The following is a 19,817-nucleotide window of genomic DNA, read 5'->3' as shown; positions in this document are numbered from 1 at the left end:
CGTAAAAAAGGCTGCTTTCGCAGCCTTTTGCTTTAGATAGTCCCATCGCCCCCGTCCGAGCACCACACCTGCCCGGAGGTATACGAACATTCGTTAGAGGCTAACGTCACGTACAGCGGCGCGATTTCAACCGGCTGGCCGGGACGCCCCAGGGGCGTACTCTCGCCAAAATGCTTCACTTTTTCCTGCGGCTGACCGCCGCTCGGCTGTAGGACGGTCCAGTATGGCCCTGGCGCGACCGCATTGACGCGGATCCCTTTCGGACCCAGCTGTTTTGCTAACGCCTTGGTAAATACCGCCAGACAGGCTTTTGTCTGAGCATAATCGAGCAGCACGGCGCTCGGCTGTACCGCCTGAACAGAAGACGTATTGATAATGGACGCAGGTGCTTTCAGGTGGCGCAGCGCCGCTTTGGTGATCCAGAAAGGCGCGTAAACGTTGGTTTTGAACGTGGCGTCAAAATCTTCGGTGGTCAGCTCTTCCAGCGACTCGCGGTACTGCTGGCGGCCTGCGTTATTCACCAGAATATCAAGTCCGCCCAGCCTGCTGACGGCCTGCTCCACGAGGTTCTGACAGAAGGTTTCGTCCCGCACGTCGCCCGGCAGCGCGACGGCATTGCGCCCTTCGGCTTTAATCAGGGCGATGACTTCAGCCGCATCTTCTTCCTCTTCAGGCAAATAGTTGATGGCGACGTCTGCCCCTTCGCGGGCATAGGCGATAGCCACCGCGCGTCCGATGCCGGAATCGCCCCCGGTGATGAGCGCTTTTTTACCGCTAAGCCGTCCATGCCCTTTGTAGCTTGTTTCGCCGTGATCGGGAACAGGTTCCATTTCAGAGGCCAGGCCCGGTGGCGTCTGCGGCTGTTCCGGGAAAGGAGGCGTTGGGTAAGCGTTCGTACGTTGTTCATTATCACTCATAGCTAACTCCTTGTTAGGGGTGAGATTTGATGGATAGTTACAGCGTTAACGCTTCGCTGAATTATTTTTGCAGGCGATCGACTCGCACAACGGGCGGTGTTGATTTCTTATCGAGCGAGCCGCTAATGCTGATCATGTTGTCAGGCTCTACGGTTCTGTCGTCAAATACCGCTTTCGGGATAATAACGTCTATTTTTCCGGTTTTATCCTGGAATACGTATTTATCGTCCTTTCCGTCAATAAGATTACCGCGAAGTGAAATAGAAGCACCATCGTGCATCTCTTTCGCCTGCGTTATGGTCATAATGCGCGCGTCGTCGGTGCCGCGATAACCGCTGTCCAGCGCGTGCGGCGGTGGAGGCGCTTCTCCCTTTTGTAACCCGCCGTTATTATCTGCCCATGCAGAAGGGATTATTAATATTAACAAAGCTGAAATGGCTGATAATTTCATCTGATATCCTTCATTTTGCATGTCTTGACTTATTAAGTATTGTTGCTATTCCTTTATGTGGCAAATGTGATAAGTCTTAAAAGCATTTGCGCAGTAAAATCATAAATTTCGGCAATTAAGCGAAACGGTGACCACAGCCATGGAACCAAAAAATGAAAAAGTGCCCGGGATAAAGGAAAGTAATCGTTTACTGACGTTTGAGTATGCATTTCGTCAGGTCGGTTTTATTGTGCTGTTAGCTATTATCGTGGCGGCGATTGCCGGTCTGTTTTCCAGCGGTGCGGTAAGCGACGTTGAAAAAACAAACGCGGCCAAATCTCTGACGCTGGAGTATGAACGCTTCGGGCGTCGGCAAACCGAGTCGCGGATGGCGCTCTCCTTCCCGGTAACGTCCGCCGGTAAATACACCCTCAGCCTGACCAGCGAAGGCAGCGACGTGTATGAGCCTGGCAGCGTCTGGCCGCAGCCGGACAGCATGTACAGCCGGGGAAATACCCTGTATCTCGTTTACGATCGCTTACAGCAAAACGATAAATTTACCGTTTTGTTATTCATCACGCCGACAAAAGCTGGGAAGTGGACAAACAGCATCCGCGTAAACAGCGAGCCAGATATTCGCTTCTGGCAGTTTATTTATCCGTAGGAGTCGAATATGGACATGGTTTTTCGTGCCCTGGCAATTTACCTGTTTCTGGTTATCGTGTTCAAAGTTGCCGGGAGACGGGCCCTGCTGCAAATGACCAGCTTCGATCTTATCCTGCTGTTAATTATCAGCGAGGCTACGCAGCAGGCGCTGCTTGGCGAGGATTTTTCCGTCACCGGGGCGATAATTACAATAACAACTCTGGTGGTGGTAGATATAATTTTCGGCCTGATAAAAAAATATTCCTCCTCGGTTGAGAATGTTCTTGATGGCACGCCGGTAATATTGGTTGAGAACGGTATTCCCATTGCGGATAAGCTGAAAAAAGTCGATGTATCCTGCGATGATATATTGGTTTCTGCACGTCAGAATCACGGCATAACCGAGTTTAAAGATATTAAGTACGCTATTCTTGAACGTAATGGACATATTTCCATTATTCCTGAAAAGAGTTAAGGGGCAACGGCATGAGCAACCTTATTCACGATAACAACACCACGATCGGCGAGCTGACGAAAAAGCTCGCCAGCACGCTTACCGACAGAGGTTTGCGTTTGACCACCGCGGAGTCGTGTACCGGCGGTAACCTGGCGGTCGCCCTCTGCGCGGAGGAAAATACGGCAGAATTTTATGACGTGGGCATGGTGGTGTTCAGCGATGCGGCGAAGCAGAAGATCCTCGGCGTGCGGCCCGAGACCCTGGAGCGCTTCACCGCCGTCAGCGAAGAAACCGTTACCGAGATGGCAGCCAACATCTGCGACATAGCCGGGGCGGATATCGGCGTCGCCATCAGCGGCTATGCCGGTCCGGAAGGTGGAGACGACGGCACGGCGGCCGGGACGGTCTGCTTTGGCTGGAGCTTTCGCGGGCAGACGGAAACCAGCACCGTGCTGTTTTCCGGCGAGTGTCAGGACGTTGTCGAAAAAGCGGTGCGTTATTCGCTGTCTGAACTGATCGAGAAGCTATCCGGCTGGGATAACGGCTAAAGCAAGGGGGAAGTCTATGGCTGTCATCGTCATCACCGGCGGTACGGCGGGCGTGGGGAAAGCCACGGCGCTGCACTTTGCCAAAGCGGGCTATGACGTGGGCATTATTGCCCGCGACGAGCAGAGCCTGCGCTCCACGGAAGAGGAGCTGCGCCGTTTCGGCATCAACGCGTATGCCGTTCAGGCCGACGTGGCGGACAGCGAGGCGGTCACCGCTGCCGCCAGCGACATTGAGTCCCGCCTTGGCGCCATTGACGTATGGGTGAATAACGCGATGGGCGCGGTGCTGGCGCCGTTTCGCACCATGACGCCTGAGGAATTTCGCCGCGTCACCGAGGTGACCTATTTTGGCTATGTTAACGGCACCCGCGCCGCGCTGGAGCTAATGACGCCTCGCGATCGCGGGACGATTATTCAGGTTGGTTCCGCGCTGGCCTATCGCTCCATTCCGCTGCAGTCCGCCTACTGCGGGGCGAAGGCCGCCATTCGCGGCTTTACCGACGCCGTGCGCACCGAACTGATGCATGAAAACAGCCGGGTGCAGCTCGCGATGGTACAGATGCCGGGGCTCAATACGCCGCAGTTTGAGTGGGCGAGAAACAAGCTTGCCTGGGCGATGCGCCCGGTACCTCCCGTCTTTCAGCCCGAAGTGGCCGCCAGCGCTATTTTCAGGGTGGCGCAAAATCCGGTGCGGGAACTGTGGGTGGGCAGCAGCACTATCCAGTCGATTGCCGGGCAATTTTTGTTCCCCGGTTTCCTGGATCGGCTGATGGTCAAAAAGGCCTGGGAAGGGCAAATGACCACCACGCTGAATGCGGACGATCGTCAGGATTATCTGGATCGGCCGGTCAATGAGCCGCACAGGATCCACGGGCGCTTCACCGACGAAGCGAAAGATCGCGCCGCCAGCATAAGCTCGGGCGTGCCGGGAAAGGTGCTGCTCGGCTCCCTTGCCGTGACGGGGGCCATCGTGGCCCGCCTGCTGTTCTCGCGCAAAAGGTGATCAGCGCAGCGCGGTACGATTGGTCCAGAACCAGCGGTAGCCGTAACCGCTGAGGCTGAGTTCAGCGGTTTTGCCGCACTCCAGCGCGTCGCTGTAGCGTTTGTCCGCCAGGCAGGCGGTCCATGTGGCATGGCGTATCCCTCGGGCGGTAAACGTGACGGGCTTATCGCTGAAGTTAACGAAGGTGAGAATGCTGCGCGTATCGGTTTCGTAATAGATCCCCAGCACCGCGTCGTTGTCGATCGTGATAAGACGAAACGGCGCGATGCCGATTTCAGGAAACTCCGAGCGCGTATTGGCAATGTCGATAATGCGGTGCAGGAGCGAGCTGCGGTGTAAAAGCGAATCCGCCACGTTGATTTTCTGATAGCGGAACGGGCCGTGGTCAATCATCGGGGCAATAAAGGTCTCCGGGTCGGCATCCGAGAAGCCGCCGCCCTGCGACGGGGCCCACTGCATCGGCGTGCGCACGGCGTAACGCTCTTCCAGCGCTAAATCATCACCCATGCCAATTTCATCCCCGTAGCGCATGACCGGTACGCCCGGCAGAGAAAAGAGAACCGCATGGCAAAAGGCCAGCCGCTTTTGGTCGCCGTTGAGCATCGGCGCAAGACGACGGCGGATCCCGCGCTGGTAGACGCTCATCTCTTCGTCGGGCGCGAACGCGTCCAGCACGGTCTGCTTCGCTTTTTTACCGATCCCGTCCAGATCCAGCTCGTCATGATTGCGCAGCCAGTTGGCGAAGCAGCAGGAGTCCGGCGGCACGATCATTTTCTTCACCGCGTTGCGCAGCGGCCGCGCGCTTTTCTCCGCAAGGCTGACGTAGAAGAACTTGTTTAGCCAGAAATTCAGCACCAGGTTCAGACGGTCGTTCTTCCCAAAATAATCTTTGTAGGCTTCAACCTCCACGTCGACTTCGCCGAGCAGGATCGCGTCCGGGTTATGCTGTTCGATGAGGCGGCGCATGTGCTCAAGGATCCACAGCCCTCTCTTTTCATCCCCGCGTCCGGCTTGTTTTGTCAGGTGCGACGCCGCGTCCAGGCGAAAGCCGGACACCCCGAGCTTTAGCCAGAAGATGATGATGTTCTCCACCTCCTTCAGCACGGCGGGGCAGGCCAGATTGAGATCCGGCTCGTGGTGGTAAAACATATGCCGATAGTATTGCCCCGCCTCGTCGTCCCACGTCCAGACGCTTTTCTCTACGCCCGGAAACATGGGGGGCGTATCGTCGTCGTCCGTGTCGGACCACAGGTAGTAGTCACGGTAAGGGGAGTGCGGGCTGCGGCGGGCCTGCTGAAACCAGGGATGCGCGTTCGAGGTATGCTGGATCAGCAGCTCAATAATGACCTGCATCCCCAGCTCCCGCGCGTGTTCAATAAAGGCGATAATATCGTTGAGCTTTCCGAAGCGGGGATCGACCTGCAAATGGTCGCTCACGTCGTAACCTTCATCAAGAAAGGGCGTGAGATAAAACGGGGTGATCCAGATAACCGTCGCGCCCATCCGGCGGATGTAGCGCAGCTTGGCGGTTATCCCGGCGATGTCGCCACAGCCATCGCCGTTCAGGTCGTAAAACAGGGCGGTATCAATCTGATAAATAATGGCGCGTGTATGCCAGCCTGCCATAGCAATCCTTAGTGATAACCTTCGGTATCAGATACTTTGCCCCGGAAGACGTAGTAGCTCCAGGCGGTATACACCAGGATCACCGGGATGATGAGCAGCGTGCCGATCAGCATAAACAGCTGGCTGGCAGGCGGCGCGGCGGCTTCCCACAGGGTAATGCGCGGCGGGATAATATGCGGCCACAGGCTGATGCCAAGCCCGCTAAAGCCGAGGAAGATTAAGCCCAGCGTGAGCAGGAACGGGCGGGCATGGCTGTCGGGATTGCGCGTCAGCCGCCAGATCCACAGGCTAAATACCGCGACCAGCAACGGCACCGGCAGGAACCAGAAGAAGTTGGGCAGGGTGAACCAGCGTTCGGCGACAAACTGCCAGCCGAGCGGGGTCCAGATGCTCACCACCGCAATCACGGCGATCAGCGCCAGCAGCACGTGGCGGGTCAGCTCGCGCATGCGGCGCTGCAGCGCGCCTTCGCTTTTCATGATCAGCCACGTGGTGGCGAGCAGGGTATAGGCGACGATTAACCCCAGCCCGCAGAACAGGTTAAACGGCGTAAACCAGTCCAGCGACGAACCGACAAAGCGCCGTCCTTCCACGTCGAAGCCGTTAATCATCGCCCCGACCACGATCCCCTGGCTGAAGGTCGCGAGCAGGGAGCCGCCGGCAAAGGCGTAATCCCAGAACTTGCGGTGCGAAGGGGTGGCCTTGAAGCGAAACTCAAACGCCACGCCGCGGAAAATAAGGCCGATCAGCATGGCGGTGAGCGGGATGGTGAGCGCATCGATAATCACCGCATAGGCCAGCGGGAACGCGCCGAACAGCCCCGCGCCGCCGAGAACCAGCCAGGTTTCATTTCCGTCCCACACCGGGGCGACGCTGTTTACCATCACGTCGCGCTCTTTGGCATCCCCCACGAAGCTGAACAGCATGCCGATACCGAGATCGAAGCCGTCCATGATGATGTACATCAGCGTGGCGAAGACAATAATGGCAAACCAGATGACCGGGATATCGACGCCCATCAGATCTTCTCCTCTTCCGGAACAGACTCGGCGGCGGACAGCGGACGGGCAGGCGTGCCCGACGTATTAGACGTTAGCGTGCCGACGGGCTGCGGCCCTTTCTTAATCAACCGGGCGAGATAGACGTAGCCCACGCCGAACACCGAACAATAGACCACGATAAAGGCCAGCAGGCTGATGCTCATCTGCAGCGTGCTGTGCAGAGAAACCGCGTCAATCGTGCGCAGATAGCCGTAGACGACCCACGGCTGGCGGCCCACTTCGGTAGTGACCCAGCCGGCAAGCAGCGCGAGCAGTCCGGCGGGACCCATGCACAGGGCAAACCAGTGGAAAGGCCGCGAATGATAGAGCCGACGGCGATAGCGCAGCCAGACGCTGAGCACGCCGAGCGTAATCATCAGCAGCCCCATGCCGACCATAATGCGGAAGGACCAGAAGACGATGAGCGAGTTCGGGCGATCCTCTTTCGGAAAATCTTTCAGGGCCGGAACCTGTTTATCCAGGCTGTGCGTCAGGATCAGGCTGCCGAGCGCGGGTATTTCAAGCCCGTATTTGGTGCGCTCCTCTTCCATATCCGGTACGCCAAACAGCAGCAGCGGGGTCGCCTCGCCGGGCGGGTTCTCCCAGTGGCCTTCAATCGCGGCAATCTTGGCAGGCTGATGCTCCAGCGTATTCAGGCCGTGCATATCTCCGACCACCGCCTGAATGGGCGCGACCAGCAGCGCCATCCACATCGCCATGGAGAACATTTTGCGCACGGCGGGCGTATCGTTGCCGCGCAGCAGATGCCACGCTCCGGACGCGCCCACAAACAACGCGCTGCACAGGAAGGCGGCGATGGACATGTGGATCAGGCGATAGGGGAACGAGGGGTTAAAGATGATAGCCAGCCAGTCTTCGGGAATGACCTGGCCGTTCTGAATACTGAAGCCCTGCGGGGTGTGCATCCAGCTGTTGGAGGCGAGGATCCAGAAGGTGGACATTAGGGTGCCCAGCGCCACCATGCAGGTAGCAAAGAAGTGCAGGCCCGGGCCGACCTTGTTCCAGCCGAACAGCATCACGCCTAAAAAACCGGCTTCCAGGAAGAAGGCGGTTAACACTTCATAGGTGAGCAGGGGGCCGGTAATACTGCCCGCGAACTGGGAAAAGCCGCTCCAGTTGGTGCCAAACTGGTAGGCCATCACCAGCCCGGAGACCACGCCCATACCAAAGTTAACGGCGAAAATTTTCAGCCAGAAATGGTATAGCGAGCGCCAGACATCGTTTTTAGTGCGAAGCCACATTCCTTCGAGTACCACCAGATAGCTTGCGAGCCCGATGGTGATCGCCGGAAAGAGAATATGAAAGGAGACGGTAAAGGCGAACTGGATCCTGGCAAGATGAAACGCATCAAGCTCGAACATGCTCCGTACCTCTGGAACTGATAGCGCAAGGGAGTTGCCAGACAGCGTCAGGCTGCCTGGCAAAACCGGTTACGGTTTTTTCTTACCCGCGCCAAGCTCGGCGCCGGTTAACGGATCGGCCGTTGGATCGGATTTCGTGCGCGCAGACATTGCTTTGACCAGTGTGGCCTGCTCCGTCGTGAGCGTTACGCTTGCGCTACCGTCACCACCATCAACCGCTGGCTGAGGGGATTCCACGTAATCAAAGTGCTTATCGCTGTTCCAGCTTCCGCGAACTTCTCCGCCCTCAGACATATTGTAGTACTTGTTGGTGTACTCTTCGATCGGCGGCAATTTACCCGGTGGGAAATTGTTGCGGATCGACTGAAGCGCCTTTTCGAACGAGAGCTGGTGCGCTGCTTCACGCGTCATTAAAAATGCCAGCGCATCCTTAACGCCCGGATCGTCCGTTACGTTAATCAGCCGCTCGTAGATAATCTTAGCGCGCGCCTCTGCCGCTATGTTAGAGCGCAGGTCGGCCGTGGGTTCGCCAATGGTATCTACGTAGGCTGCCGTCCAGGGCACGCCCGCGGAGTTGGTAAGCGGGGTACCGCCACCGTAGAGCAGGGAGGTGATGTGGCTGTCGTTGCCGTTCTCGGTCATGGACCGGTACAGCTCCGCTTCATTCTCAACGCCTTCCGCCAGTTCACCTTTTGCACCCTTGTTCAGCATACCCACCAGGGTACCGATGATTTCCAGGTGACTTAGCTCCTCGGTCGCGATATCCATCAGCATATCTTTACGACCGGGATCGTCGTCGCTCAGTCCCTGCGTAAAGTAACGACATGCCGCGGCAAGTTCGCCCTGTGGTCCGCCAAACTGCTCAAGCAGAAGGTTAGCCAGACCCGGATTCGGTTCGGCTACGCGAACCGTGTATTGCAGCTGTTTTACGTGTCGAAACATAGATTCTCCCTCTTCCGTTATTTTTTCGCTTCTACGCCGTCCGCGTCGGAGCGCAGCAGGAACTGTTCCGTTGTCTGCGGGATGTGACGAAGCAGCCAGTCAGCCATTTCGCGCTCTTCCGCCAGAATCGTCTCGATGGCGGGAATAGAGGCGGTATCGCCCGCTTTTTTGGCCGCTGCCAGCAGGGAGGTGTAACAGGCAATTTCGAACTGCTCAAATACGTAGCCGCTGATGGAGCCTTTAACGATTTCATCAGACGGGAACATGCCGCCAATGGACTGGCCGAGCGCCGCCATTTTGCTCATGGAATCTTTAATGACTGAACGCGAAATATCATTGCGGTCAAGAATTTCCTCCAGCAATGTAATTTGGCGTTTAGTCTCGTTAACGTGTTGTTCAATTCGGGCACGCAGGTCCGGGTAATTATCAATACGGCCAGCCATTGATTCCAGCATTGATTCGGCTTGCTTTTCCATCGCATGGGCATCGCGTAGCCAATCATGGTAGTGTTCTACATGATTCATAATTAACTCCTGTGATTTATATTCTGGTTAATTTTTGGTGCTGATGCTCATCAAACTTTTAATTTATCCTTTCTGGGCTTTTTGATTAATATTGCCGACAGCCAGATCGGTTAATTTGAGATCGGTTTCTTTTTCTTCTTCCAGAGTTTCGGCAAGAAGTTTAACGGCTTTCTTATAGCCTAATTGTTCAGCCAGGGTGGCAAGGGTACCGTAGCTGGCAATTTCGTAGTGTTCTACTTTCTGCGCTGCCGCAATTAACGCAGCGTCACGTACTTCATTTTTTTCCGTACTCTCAATGACTTCGTTGGCTTCTTCAATTAAGCCTTCCATCGCCACGCACTTCATACGCTTCAGCTTAAGGCCGGACTCCTGCTCGATAATCTGATCGATACGTTCGATCTGTCCCTGCGTCTCCTCAAGGTGAGCCGTGAACGCGGCGCTCAGCTTCTCGCTGGAGGCGGCGCGGGCCAGTTTGCTTAGCGCGCGGGTCAGCTGTTTCTCAGCGCTGTAGGTGTCGGATAAGAGGTGAATAAATACGTCTTCAACACTTTTCATATTCATATATTCGCTCCGGTAAAATAAGGGGGAATTACTGCGAGCCGTCAGGCCCGCAGCATGCTCTCGATATATTTATAAGAGCTTTAAATAAGATCAGGAGTTATCAGATTTACGGCCTCCGCCGTGACTGTTCTGTCCCCCTTTCTTACCCGCTTCAGATGCGCGTTGCGGATCGTTTTTGAAATTACCGCCGCTGTGCTGGCCGCCTTTACGTCCAGCTTCTGATGCTTTTTCACGGTCTTCAGCGAAATTACCGGAACCACCACGATGTTGTTCTGCCATATATCAACCCTCATGTTGCGTTTATGTCAGGAGATACGATAAGAAAACCGTATCACTTGTCGTTCAGGAATTAACATTAGTCGTTATGTGAGAAGAGTCAAATTTATCGCCGCGCTCGTTTCACGGTATTTTCAGCGGGGAGGGGAAAATACCGCTTCGTTATGGATTTTGAAAATCTACGGTAAATCCATTGCTTAGGGATAAATAACGCGGGCGGTTAGGATTCCGCTTAGCTAATAATCTTAATATGAACGCGGCGGAAATTATTACATGAATTGACGTAGCGCAAAAATATATCGTACCGGCGCGCGTCTTTGTATTCGGAATATTCTTAAGTGAGAAGCGAAATAACGCGCCGTAAACAACGCGTCCGATCGTCATTTTTGACGTGGTCAGCCGGAACGGGTGAGGGTATGCTGCATTCGTCACCACAATAATTACAGAGGCAATGTCATGGATCAGGAGCTACTGGAGGCGGGGTACCGGGCCTACACCGGTGAGAAAATTGATGTCTACTTCAACACCGGGATCTGCAAACACTCGGGGAACTGCGTGCGCGGTAGCGCAAAGCTGTTCGACCTGAAGCGTAAGCCGTGGATAGCACCCGATGAAGTGGATGAAGAAACTGCCGTACGCGTAATTGATACCTGCCCGAGCGGTGCGCTGAAGTACCGCCAAAAATAAGCGAGGAACCATGGATATTCTTGAAGGCCATAACAAGTTTTACGTTAACGATGCCGAAGGTAATCAGGTGGCGGAGATCGTCTTTGTCCCGACCGGCGAGCATCTGAGCATTATCGAGCACACCGATGTGGATCCGAGCCTGAAGGGCCAGGGCGTGGGTAAACAGCTGGTGGCAAAAGTGGTGGAGAAGATGCGCGGTGAGAACCGTAAAATTATCCCCCTGTGCCCGTTTGCGAAGCATGAGTTTGATAATACGCGGGAGTATGACGATATCCGGGCGTGAAGCCGATGCCCGGCATTGCGCCGGGCAGCGCACTCAACCGACAAACATCACCGACACGCACAGCACGCCCACAATCAGCGTCAGCAGGTTACCGACAGAGCGGTACGGTTTCAGTGACGGGATCAGGTAGGTCGACAGCGTCGGCATGATGAACAGGATCATGGCGATAAGCGGACCGCTAATAGCGTAAATCATTGAGATAGCATTCGGATTGATGCAGCAGACCGCAAAGGTAATCAGCGACACCCCAAGGATCGAAACGGCGCGGTTAAAGGCGCGGCTTTTCTTCACCCCGACCTGATTCAGCGACGACTTCATGATCTCGGTTGCCCCTTCAATCACCCCAAAATAGGTGCCGAGGAACGATTTCGACATCGCAATAATCGCCACGATGATGCCGGAAATACCCAGCCATGCCGGCGACGAGGGCATCATCGACAGCGCGGACAGGATTGTCACCCCTTCCTCTTTTGCCGCCACGATATAGGACGGTGGAATCGAAAGCAGGCAGCTGAACACAAAGAACAGCACGCTGAGGCAGATGATCAGGTACGCCACCTTCATGATTTTTTTGCATTTACCCATGGCCTCGTCGCCGTATTTTTCGCGACGGTCTACGGCGAAGGTCGAGATGATAGGGGTATGGCTAAAGGCGAAAACCATCACCGGGATCGAAATCCACACCTGGTGCAGCGTATGCTGGTCGAAGGCCATCTGGCTGGTCAGCAGCGACGGCTGCCAGCTTCCCGTCAGATACAGCGAGACAAACAGGAAATAGGCGATCAGCGGAAACACCAGGAATCCCATTACCTTAATGGTAATGTGCCGCCCCATCAGGAAGATCAGATTCAGGATCAGCACCACGCCAAAGCTCACCAGCATCCGCACGCCGGTATCCACCGTCATCCGTTTCGCCAGCTGTTCAGTCAGCGAGTTGGTAATCGCCACCGCGTAAATCAGCACCACCACAAAGAAGGCCACGAAATAGAGCGTGGTGATCAGGTTACCGATCTTTTTACCGTAGTAATGGGAAACGGCGCCGGTGATCCCCTCGCTGCCTTTCGTTTTCGACGACAGGATAAATTGCGCCAGCGCTTTATGCGGCCAGTAGGTTAAGGGATACGCCACAAGGGCGGTGATCAGCAGGACAATCGCGCCAGCAGAGCCGAGCTGAATGGGCAAGAACAGGGTTCCTGCGCCCACGGCAGTGCCGTAGAGGGCGAAACTCCAGAGAGTCTCTTCTTTTGACCAAATTTTCGACATTAGAGCAACGTATCAACTATAAAACGAACAAAAAGGAGTGCAATTTACCATAATTATGCGTTGAGATCGTAGTTGCTTCGCAGGGAAGGGGCCGGAGAGGGCCTCCGGCCAGAAGGGAATTAGCCTGCCAGGGCGCGTCGCTGCTGGCGGCGCCTGATAATTTTCTCGCGCAGCGTATCGTACGCCCAGTTGTAGAGCATGGTGTACGGCAGGAAGAACAGGAAGAAGCCGATTTCCAGCGTGAATGCCTGAAGCAGCGTCACGCCCAGCACCGCGGCGACGATGGTTACGCCAATCACGATAAAGCCGCATTCAAAACCCAGCGCATGCAGGGCGCGTACTTTCGCCGTTCGCTTGACCCGCTGCACCGGCCAGAAACGGTCGAAACCGAAGTTGTAGATAATGTTCCAGAGCATTGCCGTGGTCGCCAGAATGATGGTCAGGCCACCCATTTCAAGAACCGAGCGCTGCATTAGCCACGCGGCGGTGGGGGCGAGGATCGCCGTGGCGATGCCCTCAAAGCAGACGGCATGGAAGATTCGCTCCGGTAATTTACGCTGGAGTGCATCCTGATGTTGCATATTCACCTCATGGTTACGCCAGTATGGGCGTCGATGCGGCCTATTCTTATCGCTTAAGGTGATATATAAAAGATGGTATCCATCGATAAAGTAGATACATCATGCGCTATTCTCCCGAAGCACTGACCGCGTTTGTCGAAACCGTCGCCGCCGGATCGTTTTCCGCCGCCGCCCGGCGGCTGCGCAAGAGCCAGTCCACCATCAGCACCTCCATCGCCAACCTTGAAGCTGACCTTGGGTTTGAGCTTTTCGACCGCTCGGCGCGCCAGCCGGTGTTAACCGCGCAGGGGGAACAGGTGCTGGGCTATGTGCAGTCGATTCTGGCCGCCAGCGCGCGGCTGGACGAGCTGGCGGTATCCTTAACGGCGCAAACGGAGGCGCGTTTTACCTTCGTGCTATCCGATACGCTAAACCCGGCCGTGCTGGAAGCGATGATGAGCCAGTTCGACCAGCGTTTTCCGCACACGGAATTTGAGTGCCTGATTGGGGAAGAGGAAGACGTTATCGATCTGCTGCAAAAGGAGCGGGCGCAGATTGGCCTGACGGAAGCGCGGGACGGCTATCCGACGGATATCGGCGCGACAAGGCTGCCCATGCAGACGCGAATGGCCATCTACGTCTCTGCCGGGCATCCGCTGGCGGGCCAGCACGAGACCCATGCGGACGAGCTTCACGGCTGGCGCGAGCTGCGGCTGAGTACCTATCTTGAACGTGAGGCCACCCTTGCGCGCGGGCCGGTCTGGTCCGCGCCGAACTACCTGCTGCTGTTGAGTATGGCGGTGCAGGGCTTTGGCTGGTGCGCATTGCCCTGCGCGCTGGTTGACGAATTTGCCGCGTCGAAATCGCTGGTGCAGCTGAACGTGCCGGGCTGGCCGAGGTCGATTGCTATCGATCTGCTGTGGAACAAACGATCCCCGCCCGGCGTCGCCGGAAGCTGGCTGCGACAGTACCTTCAGGATGCGCGATAATCCTGTGACTAAACTCACTAATTTTAAACATTTGCGTCAATTGTTGATAACAATCCTCTACTATCGTCATGTCATTTTGTACAGAGGTCGTGATGAAAGATGTCGTTATAGTGGGTGCGTTACGTACGGCTATCGGCTGTTTTCAGGGAGCGCTTGCGCGCCACTCTGCGGTTGATCTCGGCAGCGTGGTGGTGAAGGCGCTGGTGGAGCGTAGCGGGATCGCCGCACATGAAGTTGATGAGGTGATCCTGGGCCAGGTGCTGACCGCTGGCGCGGGACAAAACCCTGCGCGCCAGGCGGCGCTGAAGGGCGGCCTGCCCAACACCGTTTCGGCCATCACCATCAACGACGTCTGTGGCTCAGGCCTGAAAGCGCTGCATCTGGCGACGCAGGCTATCCAGTGCGGCGAAGCGGATGTCGTGATTGCCGGCGGGCAGGAGAATATGAGCCGCGCCCCGCACGTGCTGACCGACAGCCGGACCGGCGCGCAGCTCGGAAACAGCCAGCTGCTCGACAGCCTGGTTCACGACGGGCTGTGGGACGCCTTCAACGATTACCACATGGGCGTGACGGCGGAGAACCTGGCGCGGGAATACGGCATCAGCCGCGAGCTTCAGGACGCGTATGCCCTCAGCTCGCAGCAAAAGGCGCGTGCCGCGATCGATTCCGGGCGCTTTCGCGATGAAATTGTTCCGGTCAGTACCCGGCGCCAGAACGGAGACGCGTTCATCGTCGATACCGATGAACAGCCGCGTACCGATACCAGCGCAGAAGGGCTGGCAAAGCTCAATCCGGCCTTCGAAACGCAGGGTTCGGTGACGGCGGGCAACGCCTCTTCCATCAACGACGGCGCCGCGGCGGTGATGATGATGAGCGAAAGCAAAGCCCAGGAGCTGGCGCTGCCGGTGCTGGCGCGGATCAAAGCCTTTGCCAGCGTCGGCGTTGATCCGGCACTCATGGGGATTGCCCCGGTTTACGCCACGCGCCGCTGCCTGGAGCGGGCGGGCTGGCAGCTGAGCGAAGTGGATCTGATTGAAGTCAACGAAGCTTTCGCCGCGCAGGCGATCTCGGTCGGAAAAATGCTGGAGTGGGATCCGCTGCGGGTTAACGTAAACGGCGGCGCCATCGCGCTTGGCCATCCTATCGGAGCCTCTGGCTGCCGCATTCTGGTCTCGTTAGTCCATGAAATGAAAAAGCGTAACGCCCGCAAAGGGATTGCGACGCTGTGCATTGGCGGAGGGCAGGGGGTGGCGCTGGCTATCGAACGGTAATCTCCCCCTCTGCGCGTAAAAGCCTCCCAACGGGAGGTTTTTTTTTGCCTCCCTAAACCTTTTTTACCTTTATAAGCTCTTTCTTAAACTTGCGGCGATCCTTGCGCGGATAATAATTCGCGTTGCGATCTTCTCAGTGTGATCTCTCTCCTGAAATTTACGGTTAAATCCCCTTTTTTGTTGATGGGGTTCACGCCGATCTTTGCCAAAAAAAATGAAACAAATAATTTCGATCTTTGTCACTAAAGTACAGGTGCATAAAAAATAAACTCAAGTTTCATAAAAACGAAACATCATTTTAATTGAGGGTTTTTTCATGCTTAAAAAATCTCTGGTCCTTGCCTCTCTTATTAGTGCCTCTTTTATGTCTCACGCCGTCACCGTCGATCTGCGTCACGAATACATCGACAGCGGCTCGAACGCCGACCGCGTTGCCGTCTCGCATCGCTTTGATAATGGTCTTGGTTTTTCGGTAGAGGCGAAGTGGAAGTCGGGCGGTGACAAAGCCGATCGGCCGTTTGCCGATGTGGTAGGTAACGGTCATGAAGATCAGATCAGCTGGCGCTGGAAAGCGACGGACAATATTGCCCTGACGCCAGCGTTTACGATTGAAAGCACCGACAGCCGCACCATTTATAAACCGAATCTGCATTTACAATATAGCTTCGATAATGGCTTCTACGTGGCCGCGCGTTACCGCTATGAATATACCCGTTATCCGTCAAGCGAAAATAAAGACGATGACAAGGTTAACCGTGGCGATGCCTGGGTCGGTTGGGTATTAGGCGACTGGCGTACCGAGCTGAACTATGTTTATGCGAAAAGCGCAGAGGGCATGGCCCGAAATAATAATAAAGATTACTCCAACGAATATAACGCCAAGCTGGCCTATAAATGGGATAAAAACTGGGCGCCGTATGTTGAGGTAGGGAACGTGGGCGTTAAAGAGACTGACGAACGTCAGACCCGCTTCCGTTTAGGCGTGGCGTACTCTTTCTAAAACAGGCAGTACCTCCGGGAAAAGGCCGGCTCGCTTGAGCCGGTTTTTTTGTGCCGGGGAAAAGCGCATTACGCAAAAAAAAGCCCCCCGAAACGGAGGGCAAGGCCAGTTACAGAAACACTAACTCAAGTCAGGCATGCAACATTTCAGGTTGCTCGGGGAGTTTCGCGATATAGAGCGCCGGCTTGCCGTCTTTATCGGAACTGTACAGAACCGCTTTCTCATCCGGAGTGAAGGATGGATGCGGGTGGGTCACCTGGCGGCTGTTCGCTACCGTGGCCCAGGAGGTGTCGTGACGGGCGATGCGGAAACAGGCTTTCTTCGCCACGTCAAAGGCATACAGGTAAGGATCGTTATCGATGGTGTAGCCGCCGGTGTCTTTTACGTCGACAGGCGTGCCGGAACCGTCGCCAACGAGCATGGTGCCGTCAAAGTTGCTCATCAGGTGCGAACAGGCAGGCATGCTCATCACCGCTTCATTAATGCCGGTATCCGGGCTGTAGCGGGAGATGGTGCGCCCCTGCTGGCCCTTCAGGTAAGAGACATAGACCAGCGCGGAGCCGTCCGGCACCCAAAATTCATGCGTGCAGCTTTCACCTTCCGCGTGCGTTTTGACCTTTCGCACGTTGCTGCCGTCTTCATTGACCAGCCACATGCGTGCGTCAACCAGATCGTGCGGCCCTTCATGGCAGAAGGCCACGGTATTGTCGTCGAACGGGCGATAAATCGGATGTCCCAGCCAGATCTTCTCGTCGTGAACGGTGGCGCTTTCACCCGTTTTCAGGTCAACGCGCAGCAGGCGGCAGTGCGGCCCCTTATGGAAGAAGTCGTGGAAAATTTTCCAGTCGTTGAGCGGCGTCCAGTCACGTCTGGCAATCTCAATGCCCACCAGTTTGGTGCAGGCGCTGTTCGCGACCCAGGTACCGTAGCCCACCCACTCTTCCGGGACGCGGTACACCTCGCGCTCCGCCAGCGTCTCTAAATCCACCTCCAGCAGGATGCGATCGTTTTTCACATAGTAGAAGGATTTATCGTCCGGGGAGAGGAACCCGCCAAAGGTGTTATCGCCCGGGCCTTCGGTGAGCTGCACCGCTTCGGCATTGTTCAGATCCAGCAGGTAATAGTTCCAGTGACCGTCGAACTCCCCGGCGAACAGCAGATGGCTGCCGTCGTTAAAGAAGCACTTCTGGTAAAAGTAGTTGCGATGACAGGTTACTTCCGGTGGGGTCAGGCGGGTGACTTCCACGCCCGTATCCGGATCGCGGCTGACCTCATAGTTCAGCTTGACCCGCATGCCTTTAGCCATAATGCACTCCTTTGAACGCGAAGAATGGGTTGAAAACTGGGTGTTAAATTATCAAAACATCGTTTCATTATGTGTGACTGACAGCGCAATTTATCAGTTTCAGTGCTGGGGATTGCGTCGGGATAGATTTATCGTGATCGAAACGCCATTTCTGGAAGAAACACGCAGAAAAAATGAAACGTTGTTTTAAATGTAATTGAAAAGGCATTTATCAGGGGATAATATGTGCTCATCACGAAAACGGAACGTTGTTTCGTTAATTAACTTTGCCTTCGGGCACGATCCATTCTGGAGGTTGATGTGGAAGTCAGACAAAGCATCCACAGTGCGCATGCAAAAACGCTGGATACTCAGGGGCTGCGCGGCGAGTTTTTAGTCGAGCAGGTGTTCGAAGCCGACAAATACACCATGGTCTACAGCCATATTGACCGCATTATCGTGGGCGGAATTATGCCCGTGGCGAGCACCGTCTCCGTGGGCGGCGAAGTGGGCAAGCAGCTGGGCGTGAGCTACTTCCTCGAGCGCCGCGAGCTGGGCGTGATTAACATCGGCGGGCCGGGCACCATTACGGTTGACGGCCAGTGCTACGAGATTGGCCACCGCGACGCGCTTTACGTCGGCAAAGGGGCGAAAGAAGTGGTGTTTGCCAGCGTCGACGCCGGCAAGCCGGCGAAGTTTTACTATAACTGCGCCCCGGCCCATACCACTTACCCGACCAAAAAAGTAACGCCTGCGGACGTTGCCCCGGTCACGCTTGGCGATAACCTCACCAGCAACCGCCGCACCATCAACAAATACTTCGTTCCGGACGTGCTGGAGACCTGCCAGCTCAGCATGGGGCTGACCGAGCTTGCGCCGGGCAACCTGTGGAACACCATGCCGTGCCATACCCACGAGCGCCGCATGGAAGTCTACTTCTACTTCAACATGGATGAAGATGCCTGCGTGTTCCACATGATGGGACAGCCGCAGGAGACGCGCCATATCGTGATGCACAACGAGCAGGCGGTCATCTCCCCGAGCTGGTCTATTCATTCCGGCGTGGGGACGAAAGCCTATACCTTCATCTGGGGTATGGTCGGTGAAAACCAGGTCTTTGATGACATGGACCACGTCGCTGTTAAGGATCTGCGCTAGCCGCAGGCAGTTAAGCACAACTCTGCCTGTTGGTGACAGGCGCTGAATGATTAAGGAAAAAACATGATTCTGGATGCATTTTCTCTGCAGGGTAAAGTGGCCGTGGTGTCCGGTTGTGACACCGGCCTGGGCCAGGGCATGGCGTTAGGTCTGGCGGAAGCGGGCTGCGACATCGTTGGGATTAACATCGTTGAGCCGACTGAAACCATCGAGCGCGTAACCGCGCTGGGCCGCCGTTTTCTGAGCCTGACCGCCGATCTGCGCAAAATCGACGCCATCCCCGAGCTGCTGGATCGCGCCGTGGCGGAGTTCGGTCATATTGATATTCTGGTTAACAACGCCGGTCTGATCCGTCGTGAAGACGCGATTAACTTCAGCGAGACGGACTGGGACGACGTCATGAACCTGAACATCAAGAGCGTGTTCTTCATGTCTCAGGCGGCGGCGAAGCACTTCATCGCGCAGGGGAAAGGCGGCAAGATCGTCAATATTGCCTCCATGCTCTCCTTCCAGGGCGGCATCCGCGTACCGTCTTACACCGCGTCGAAAAGCGCCGTGATGGGCGTGACCCGCCTGCTGGCAAACGAGTGGGCGCAGCACAACATTAACGTTAACGCGATTGCGCCGGGCTACATGGCCACTAACAATACCCAGCAGCTGCGCGCGGATGAAGAACGCAGCGCGGCGATCCTCGAGCGTATTCCGGCAGGGCGCTGGGGCCTGCCGAGCGATCTGATGGGGCCGATTGTGTTCCTGGCTTCCCCGGCATCGGATTACGTTAACGGCTACACCATTGCCGTCGACGGCGGCTGGCTGGCGCGTTAATTCAGCCAGAATAAAGAACCTCTGCCCACGGGCGGAGGTTTTTTTTGCGCCAAAATAGCCATTATCCATATCCTGAAAGATGAAAAATCCATATCAAAAAAGAATAAATGACGCGCATCACACATTAATTGCTTGAAAATGAACT

At 55.7% G+C, this 19,817-nt stretch carries 23 protein-coding genes; 11 read left to right on the top strand and 12 right to left on the bottom strand.

Features of this window, described 5'->3' with window-relative positions:
• Nucleotides 1–32 precede the first annotated feature (32 nt).
• Both OWK27_RS14695 and OWK27_RS14690 read right to left on the bottom strand, forming a co-directional pair.
• Entirely contained in the window at nt 33–917 is an 885-nt protein-coding gene (locus tag OWK27_RS14695) for an SDR family oxidoreductase (RefSeq protein WP_267590658.1), read from the bottom strand.
• 61 nt (nt 918–978) lie between these two features.
• On the bottom strand, nt 979–1,368 hold the full coding sequence (locus OWK27_RS14690; protein ID WP_148418569.1) for a YdeI family stress tolerance OB fold protein: 390 nt from the start codon (nt 1,366–1,368) through the stop codon (nt 979–981).
• A 139-nt stretch (nt 1,369–1,507) separates the two neighbouring features.
• On the opposite strand from OWK27_RS14690, the gene OWK27_RS14685 reads away from it, so the two are divergent.
• Genes OWK27_RS14685 through OWK27_RS14670 form a run of 4 tightly spaced genes read left to right on the top strand, consistent with a single transcriptional unit; the run spans nt 1,508 to nt 4,000 of the window.
• Nucleotides 1,508–2,011, top strand: coding sequence for a hypothetical protein (locus OWK27_RS14685; protein ID WP_252004228.1), 504 nt, complete (start codon nt 1,508–1,510; stop codon nt 2,009–2,011).
• A 9-nt stretch (nt 2,012–2,020) separates the two neighbouring features.
• Nucleotides 2,021–2,467, top strand: coding sequence for a DUF421 domain-containing protein (locus OWK27_RS14680; protein ID WP_267590657.1), 447 nt, complete (start codon nt 2,021–2,023; stop codon nt 2,465–2,467).
• 11 nt (nt 2,468–2,478) lie between these two features.
• Entirely contained in the window at nt 2,479–2,997 is a 519-nt protein-coding gene (locus tag OWK27_RS14675) for a 2-oxo-tetronate isomerase (protein WP_148418572.1), read from the top strand.
• Nucleotides 2,998–3,013: 16 nt separating this feature from the next.
• Entirely contained in the window at nt 3,014–4,000 is a 987-nt protein-coding gene (locus OWK27_RS14670) for an SDR family oxidoreductase (RefSeq protein ID WP_267590656.1), read from the top strand.
• Here OWK27_RS14670 and OWK27_RS14665 read toward each other — a convergent pair whose 3' ends face one another.
• From OWK27_RS14665 to OWK27_RS14635, 7 genes are all read right to left on the bottom strand, one after another.
• A complete protein-coding gene (locus OWK27_RS14665) occupies nt 4,001–5,626 on the bottom strand; it encodes an alpha-amylase family protein (protein WP_193354921.1) in 1,626 nt (541 codons plus the stop codon).
• A gap of 8 nt (nt 5,627–5,634) precedes the next feature.
• Nucleotides 5,635–6,645: a cytochrome d ubiquinol oxidase subunit II gene (cydB, locus tag OWK27_RS14660; RefSeq protein ID WP_148418575.1), complete on the bottom strand. Its 1,011-nt coding sequence runs from the start codon at nt 6,643–6,645 to the stop codon at nt 5,635–5,637.
• The gene (locus OWK27_RS14655) at nt 6,645–8,048 is read right to left on the bottom strand and encodes a cytochrome ubiquinol oxidase subunit I (RefSeq protein ID WP_148418577.1); all 1,404 of its coding nucleotides are present in this window, start codon (nt 8,046–8,048) and stop codon (nt 6,645–6,647) included. Before OWK27_RS14655 ends, cydB begins: the two co-directional genes overlap by 1 nt.
• 69 nt (nt 8,049–8,117) lie before the next feature.
• Nucleotides 8,118–8,990 carry a manganese catalase family protein gene (locus OWK27_RS14650; protein ID WP_148418579.1) on the bottom strand — a complete coding sequence of 291 codons (873 nt, stop codon included), beginning with the start codon at nt 8,988–8,990 and terminating at the stop codon, nt 8,118–8,120.
• 17 nt (nt 8,991–9,007) lie between these two features.
• On the bottom strand, nt 9,008–9,514 hold the full coding sequence (locus OWK27_RS14645) for a ferritin-like domain-containing protein (RefSeq protein WP_148418581.1): 507 nt from the start codon (nt 9,512–9,514) through the stop codon (nt 9,008–9,010).
• A gap of 63 nt (nt 9,515–9,577) precedes the next feature.
• A complete protein-coding gene (locus tag OWK27_RS14640; protein ID WP_063451964.1) occupies nt 9,578–10,075 on the bottom strand; it encodes a ferritin-like domain-containing protein in 498 nt (165 codons plus the stop codon).
• Between the two features lie 90 nt (nt 10,076–10,165).
• Nucleotides 10,166–10,354, bottom strand: coding sequence for a general stress protein (locus OWK27_RS14635; protein ID WP_022651794.1), 189 nt, complete (start codon nt 10,352–10,354; stop codon nt 10,166–10,168).
• A gap of 453 nt (nt 10,355–10,807) precedes the next feature.
• Here OWK27_RS14635 and yjdI point away from each other — a divergent pair, with 453 nt between their 5' ends.
• Entirely contained in the window at nt 10,808–11,038 is a 231-nt protein-coding gene (gene yjdI, locus OWK27_RS14630) for a 4Fe-4S mono-cluster protein YjdI (protein ID WP_267590655.1), read from the top strand.
• Between the two features lie 10 nt (nt 11,039–11,048).
• Nucleotides 11,049–11,321: a GNAT family N-acetyltransferase gene (locus OWK27_RS14625; protein WP_006811846.1), complete on the top strand. Its 273-nt coding sequence runs from the start codon at nt 11,049–11,051 to the stop codon at nt 11,319–11,321.
• 33 nt (nt 11,322–11,354) lie between these two features.
• Here OWK27_RS14625 and OWK27_RS14620 read toward each other — a convergent pair whose 3' ends face one another.
• Both OWK27_RS14620 and OWK27_RS14615 read right to left on the bottom strand, forming a co-directional pair.
• Nucleotides 11,355–12,584, bottom strand: a complete 1,230-nt coding sequence (locus OWK27_RS14620) for an amino acid permease (RefSeq protein ID WP_267590654.1) — start codon at nt 12,582–12,584, stop codon at nt 11,355–11,357.
• Between the two features lie 119 nt (nt 12,585–12,703).
• Nucleotides 12,704–13,165, bottom strand: coding sequence for a multidrug/biocide efflux PACE transporter (locus OWK27_RS14615; RefSeq protein ID WP_242170894.1), 462 nt, complete (start codon nt 13,163–13,165; stop codon nt 12,704–12,706).
• 101 nt (nt 13,166–13,266) lie between these two features.
• Between OWK27_RS14615 and OWK27_RS14610 the strand changes: the two genes are divergently transcribed.
• The 3 genes from OWK27_RS14610 to OWK27_RS14600 all read left to right on the top strand — a co-directional run bounded on the left by OWK27_RS14610 (nt 13,267) and on the right by OWK27_RS14600 (nt 16,404).
• Nucleotides 13,267–14,133, top strand: coding sequence for a LysR family transcriptional regulator (locus OWK27_RS14610; RefSeq protein ID WP_148418589.1), 867 nt, complete (start codon nt 13,267–13,269; stop codon nt 14,131–14,133).
• 92 nt (nt 14,134–14,225) lie between these two features.
• Entirely contained in the window at nt 14,226–15,404 is a 1,179-nt protein-coding gene (locus OWK27_RS14605; protein WP_148418590.1) for an acetyl-CoA C-acetyltransferase, read from the top strand.
• Nucleotides 15,405–15,720: 316 nt separating this feature from the next.
• A complete protein-coding gene (locus tag OWK27_RS14600) occupies nt 15,721–16,404 on the top strand; it encodes an oligogalacturonate-specific porin KdgM family protein (RefSeq protein ID WP_252004232.1) in 684 nt (227 codons plus the stop codon).
• Between the two features lie 130 nt (nt 16,405–16,534).
• On the opposite strand, the gene OWK27_RS14595 is transcribed toward OWK27_RS14600, so the two are convergent.
• Nucleotides 16,535–17,710: an oligogalacturonate lyase family protein gene (locus tag OWK27_RS14595; RefSeq protein WP_267590653.1), complete on the bottom strand. Its 1,176-nt coding sequence runs from the start codon at nt 17,708–17,710 to the stop codon at nt 16,535–16,537.
• Nucleotides 17,711–18,010: 300 nt separating this feature from the next.
• Here OWK27_RS14595 and kduI point away from each other — a divergent pair, with 300 nt between their 5' ends.
• Both kduI and kduD read left to right on the top strand, forming a co-directional pair.
• Nucleotides 18,011–18,847 (top strand): 5-dehydro-4-deoxy-D-glucuronate isomerase, encoded by an 837-nt coding sequence (kduI, locus tag OWK27_RS14590; protein ID WP_148418596.1) that lies wholly within the window; start codon nt 18,011–18,013, stop codon nt 18,845–18,847.
• Between the two features lie 63 nt (nt 18,848–18,910).
• Nucleotides 18,911–19,672, top strand: coding sequence for a 2-dehydro-3-deoxy-D-gluconate 5-dehydrogenase KduD (kduD, locus tag OWK27_RS14585; RefSeq protein WP_148418598.1), 762 nt, complete (start codon nt 18,911–18,913; stop codon nt 19,670–19,672).
• Nucleotides 19,673–19,817 lie beyond the last annotated feature (145 nt).

It is taken from the genome of Enterobacter cloacae complex sp. 2022EL-00788, from assembly GCF_026627565.1.
Lineage (GTDB): Bacteria > Pseudomonadota > Gammaproteobacteria > Enterobacterales > Enterobacteriaceae > Enterobacter > Enterobacter pasteurii.
This window is presented reverse-complemented; position numbering and strand designations above follow the sequence as displayed.

Coding starts and splice junctions, on each gene's coding strand:
- OWK27_RS14650 (WP_148418579.1), bottom strand. CDS start 8,990: ATGTTTCGACACGTAAAACAGCTGCAATACACGGTTCGCGTAGCCGAA.
- OWK27_RS14625 (WP_006811846.1), top strand. CDS start 11,049: ATGGATATTCTTGAAGGCCATAACAAGTTTTACGTTAACGATGCCGAA.
- yjdI (WP_267590655.1), top strand. CDS start 10,808: ATGGATCAGGAGCTACTGGAGGCGGGGTACCGGGCCTACACCGGTGAG.
- OWK27_RS14665 (WP_193354921.1), bottom strand. CDS start 5,626: ATGGCAGGCTGGCATACACGCGCCATTATTTATCAGATTGATACCGCC.
- kduD (WP_148418598.1), top strand. CDS start 18,911: ATGATTCTGGATGCATTTTCTCTGCAGGGTAAAGTGGCCGTGGTGTCC.
- OWK27_RS14610 (WP_148418589.1), top strand. CDS start 13,267: ATGCGCTATTCTCCCGAAGCACTGACCGCGTTTGTCGAAACCGTCGCC.
- OWK27_RS14645 (WP_148418581.1), bottom strand. CDS start 9,514: ATGAATCATGTAGAACACTACCATGATTGGCTACGCGATGCCCATGCG.
- OWK27_RS14620 (WP_267590654.1), bottom strand. CDS start 12,584: ATGTCGAAAATTTGGTCAAAAGAAGAGACTCTCTGGAGTTTCGCCCTC.
- OWK27_RS14655 (WP_148418577.1), bottom strand. CDS start 8,048: ATGTTCGAGCTTGATGCGTTTCATCTTGCCAGGATCCAGTTCGCCTTT.
- OWK27_RS14600 (WP_252004232.1), top strand. CDS start 15,721: ATGCTTAAAAAATCTCTGGTCCTTGCCTCTCTTATTAGTGCCTCTTTT.
- OWK27_RS14605 (WP_148418590.1), top strand. CDS start 14,226: ATGAAAGATGTCGTTATAGTGGGTGCGTTACGTACGGCTATCGGCTGT.
- OWK27_RS14595 (WP_267590653.1), bottom strand. CDS start 17,710: ATGGCTAAAGGCATGCGGGTCAAGCTGAACTATGAGGTCAGCCGCGAT.
- cydB (WP_148418575.1), bottom strand. CDS start 6,645: ATGGGCGTCGATATCCCGGTCATCTGGTTTGCCATTATTGTCTTCGCC.
- OWK27_RS14685 (WP_252004228.1), top strand. CDS start 1,508: ATGGAACCAAAAAATGAAAAAGTGCCCGGGATAAAGGAAAGTAATCGT.
- OWK27_RS14635 (WP_022651794.1), bottom strand. CDS start 10,354: ATGGCAGAACAACATCGTGGTGGTTCCGGTAATTTCGCTGAAGACCGT.
- OWK27_RS14690 (WP_148418569.1), bottom strand. CDS start 1,368: ATGAAATTATCAGCCATTTCAGCTTTGTTAATATTAATAATCCCTTCT.
- OWK27_RS14680 (WP_267590657.1), top strand. CDS start 2,021: ATGGACATGGTTTTTCGTGCCCTGGCAATTTACCTGTTTCTGGTTATC.
- OWK27_RS14615 (WP_242170894.1), bottom strand. CDS start 13,165: ATGCAACATCAGGATGCACTCCAGCGTAAATTACCGGAGCGAATCTTC.
- OWK27_RS14675 (WP_148418572.1), top strand. CDS start 2,479: ATGAGCAACCTTATTCACGATAACAACACCACGATCGGCGAGCTGACG.
- OWK27_RS14695 (WP_267590658.1), bottom strand. CDS start 917: ATGAGTGATAATGAACAACGTACGAACGCTTACCCAACGCCTCCTTTC.
- OWK27_RS14670 (WP_267590656.1), top strand. CDS start 3,014: ATGGCTGTCATCGTCATCACCGGCGGTACGGCGGGCGTGGGGAAAGCC.
- OWK27_RS14640 (WP_063451964.1), bottom strand. CDS start 10,075: ATGAATATGAAAAGTGTTGAAGACGTATTTATTCACCTCTTATCCGAC.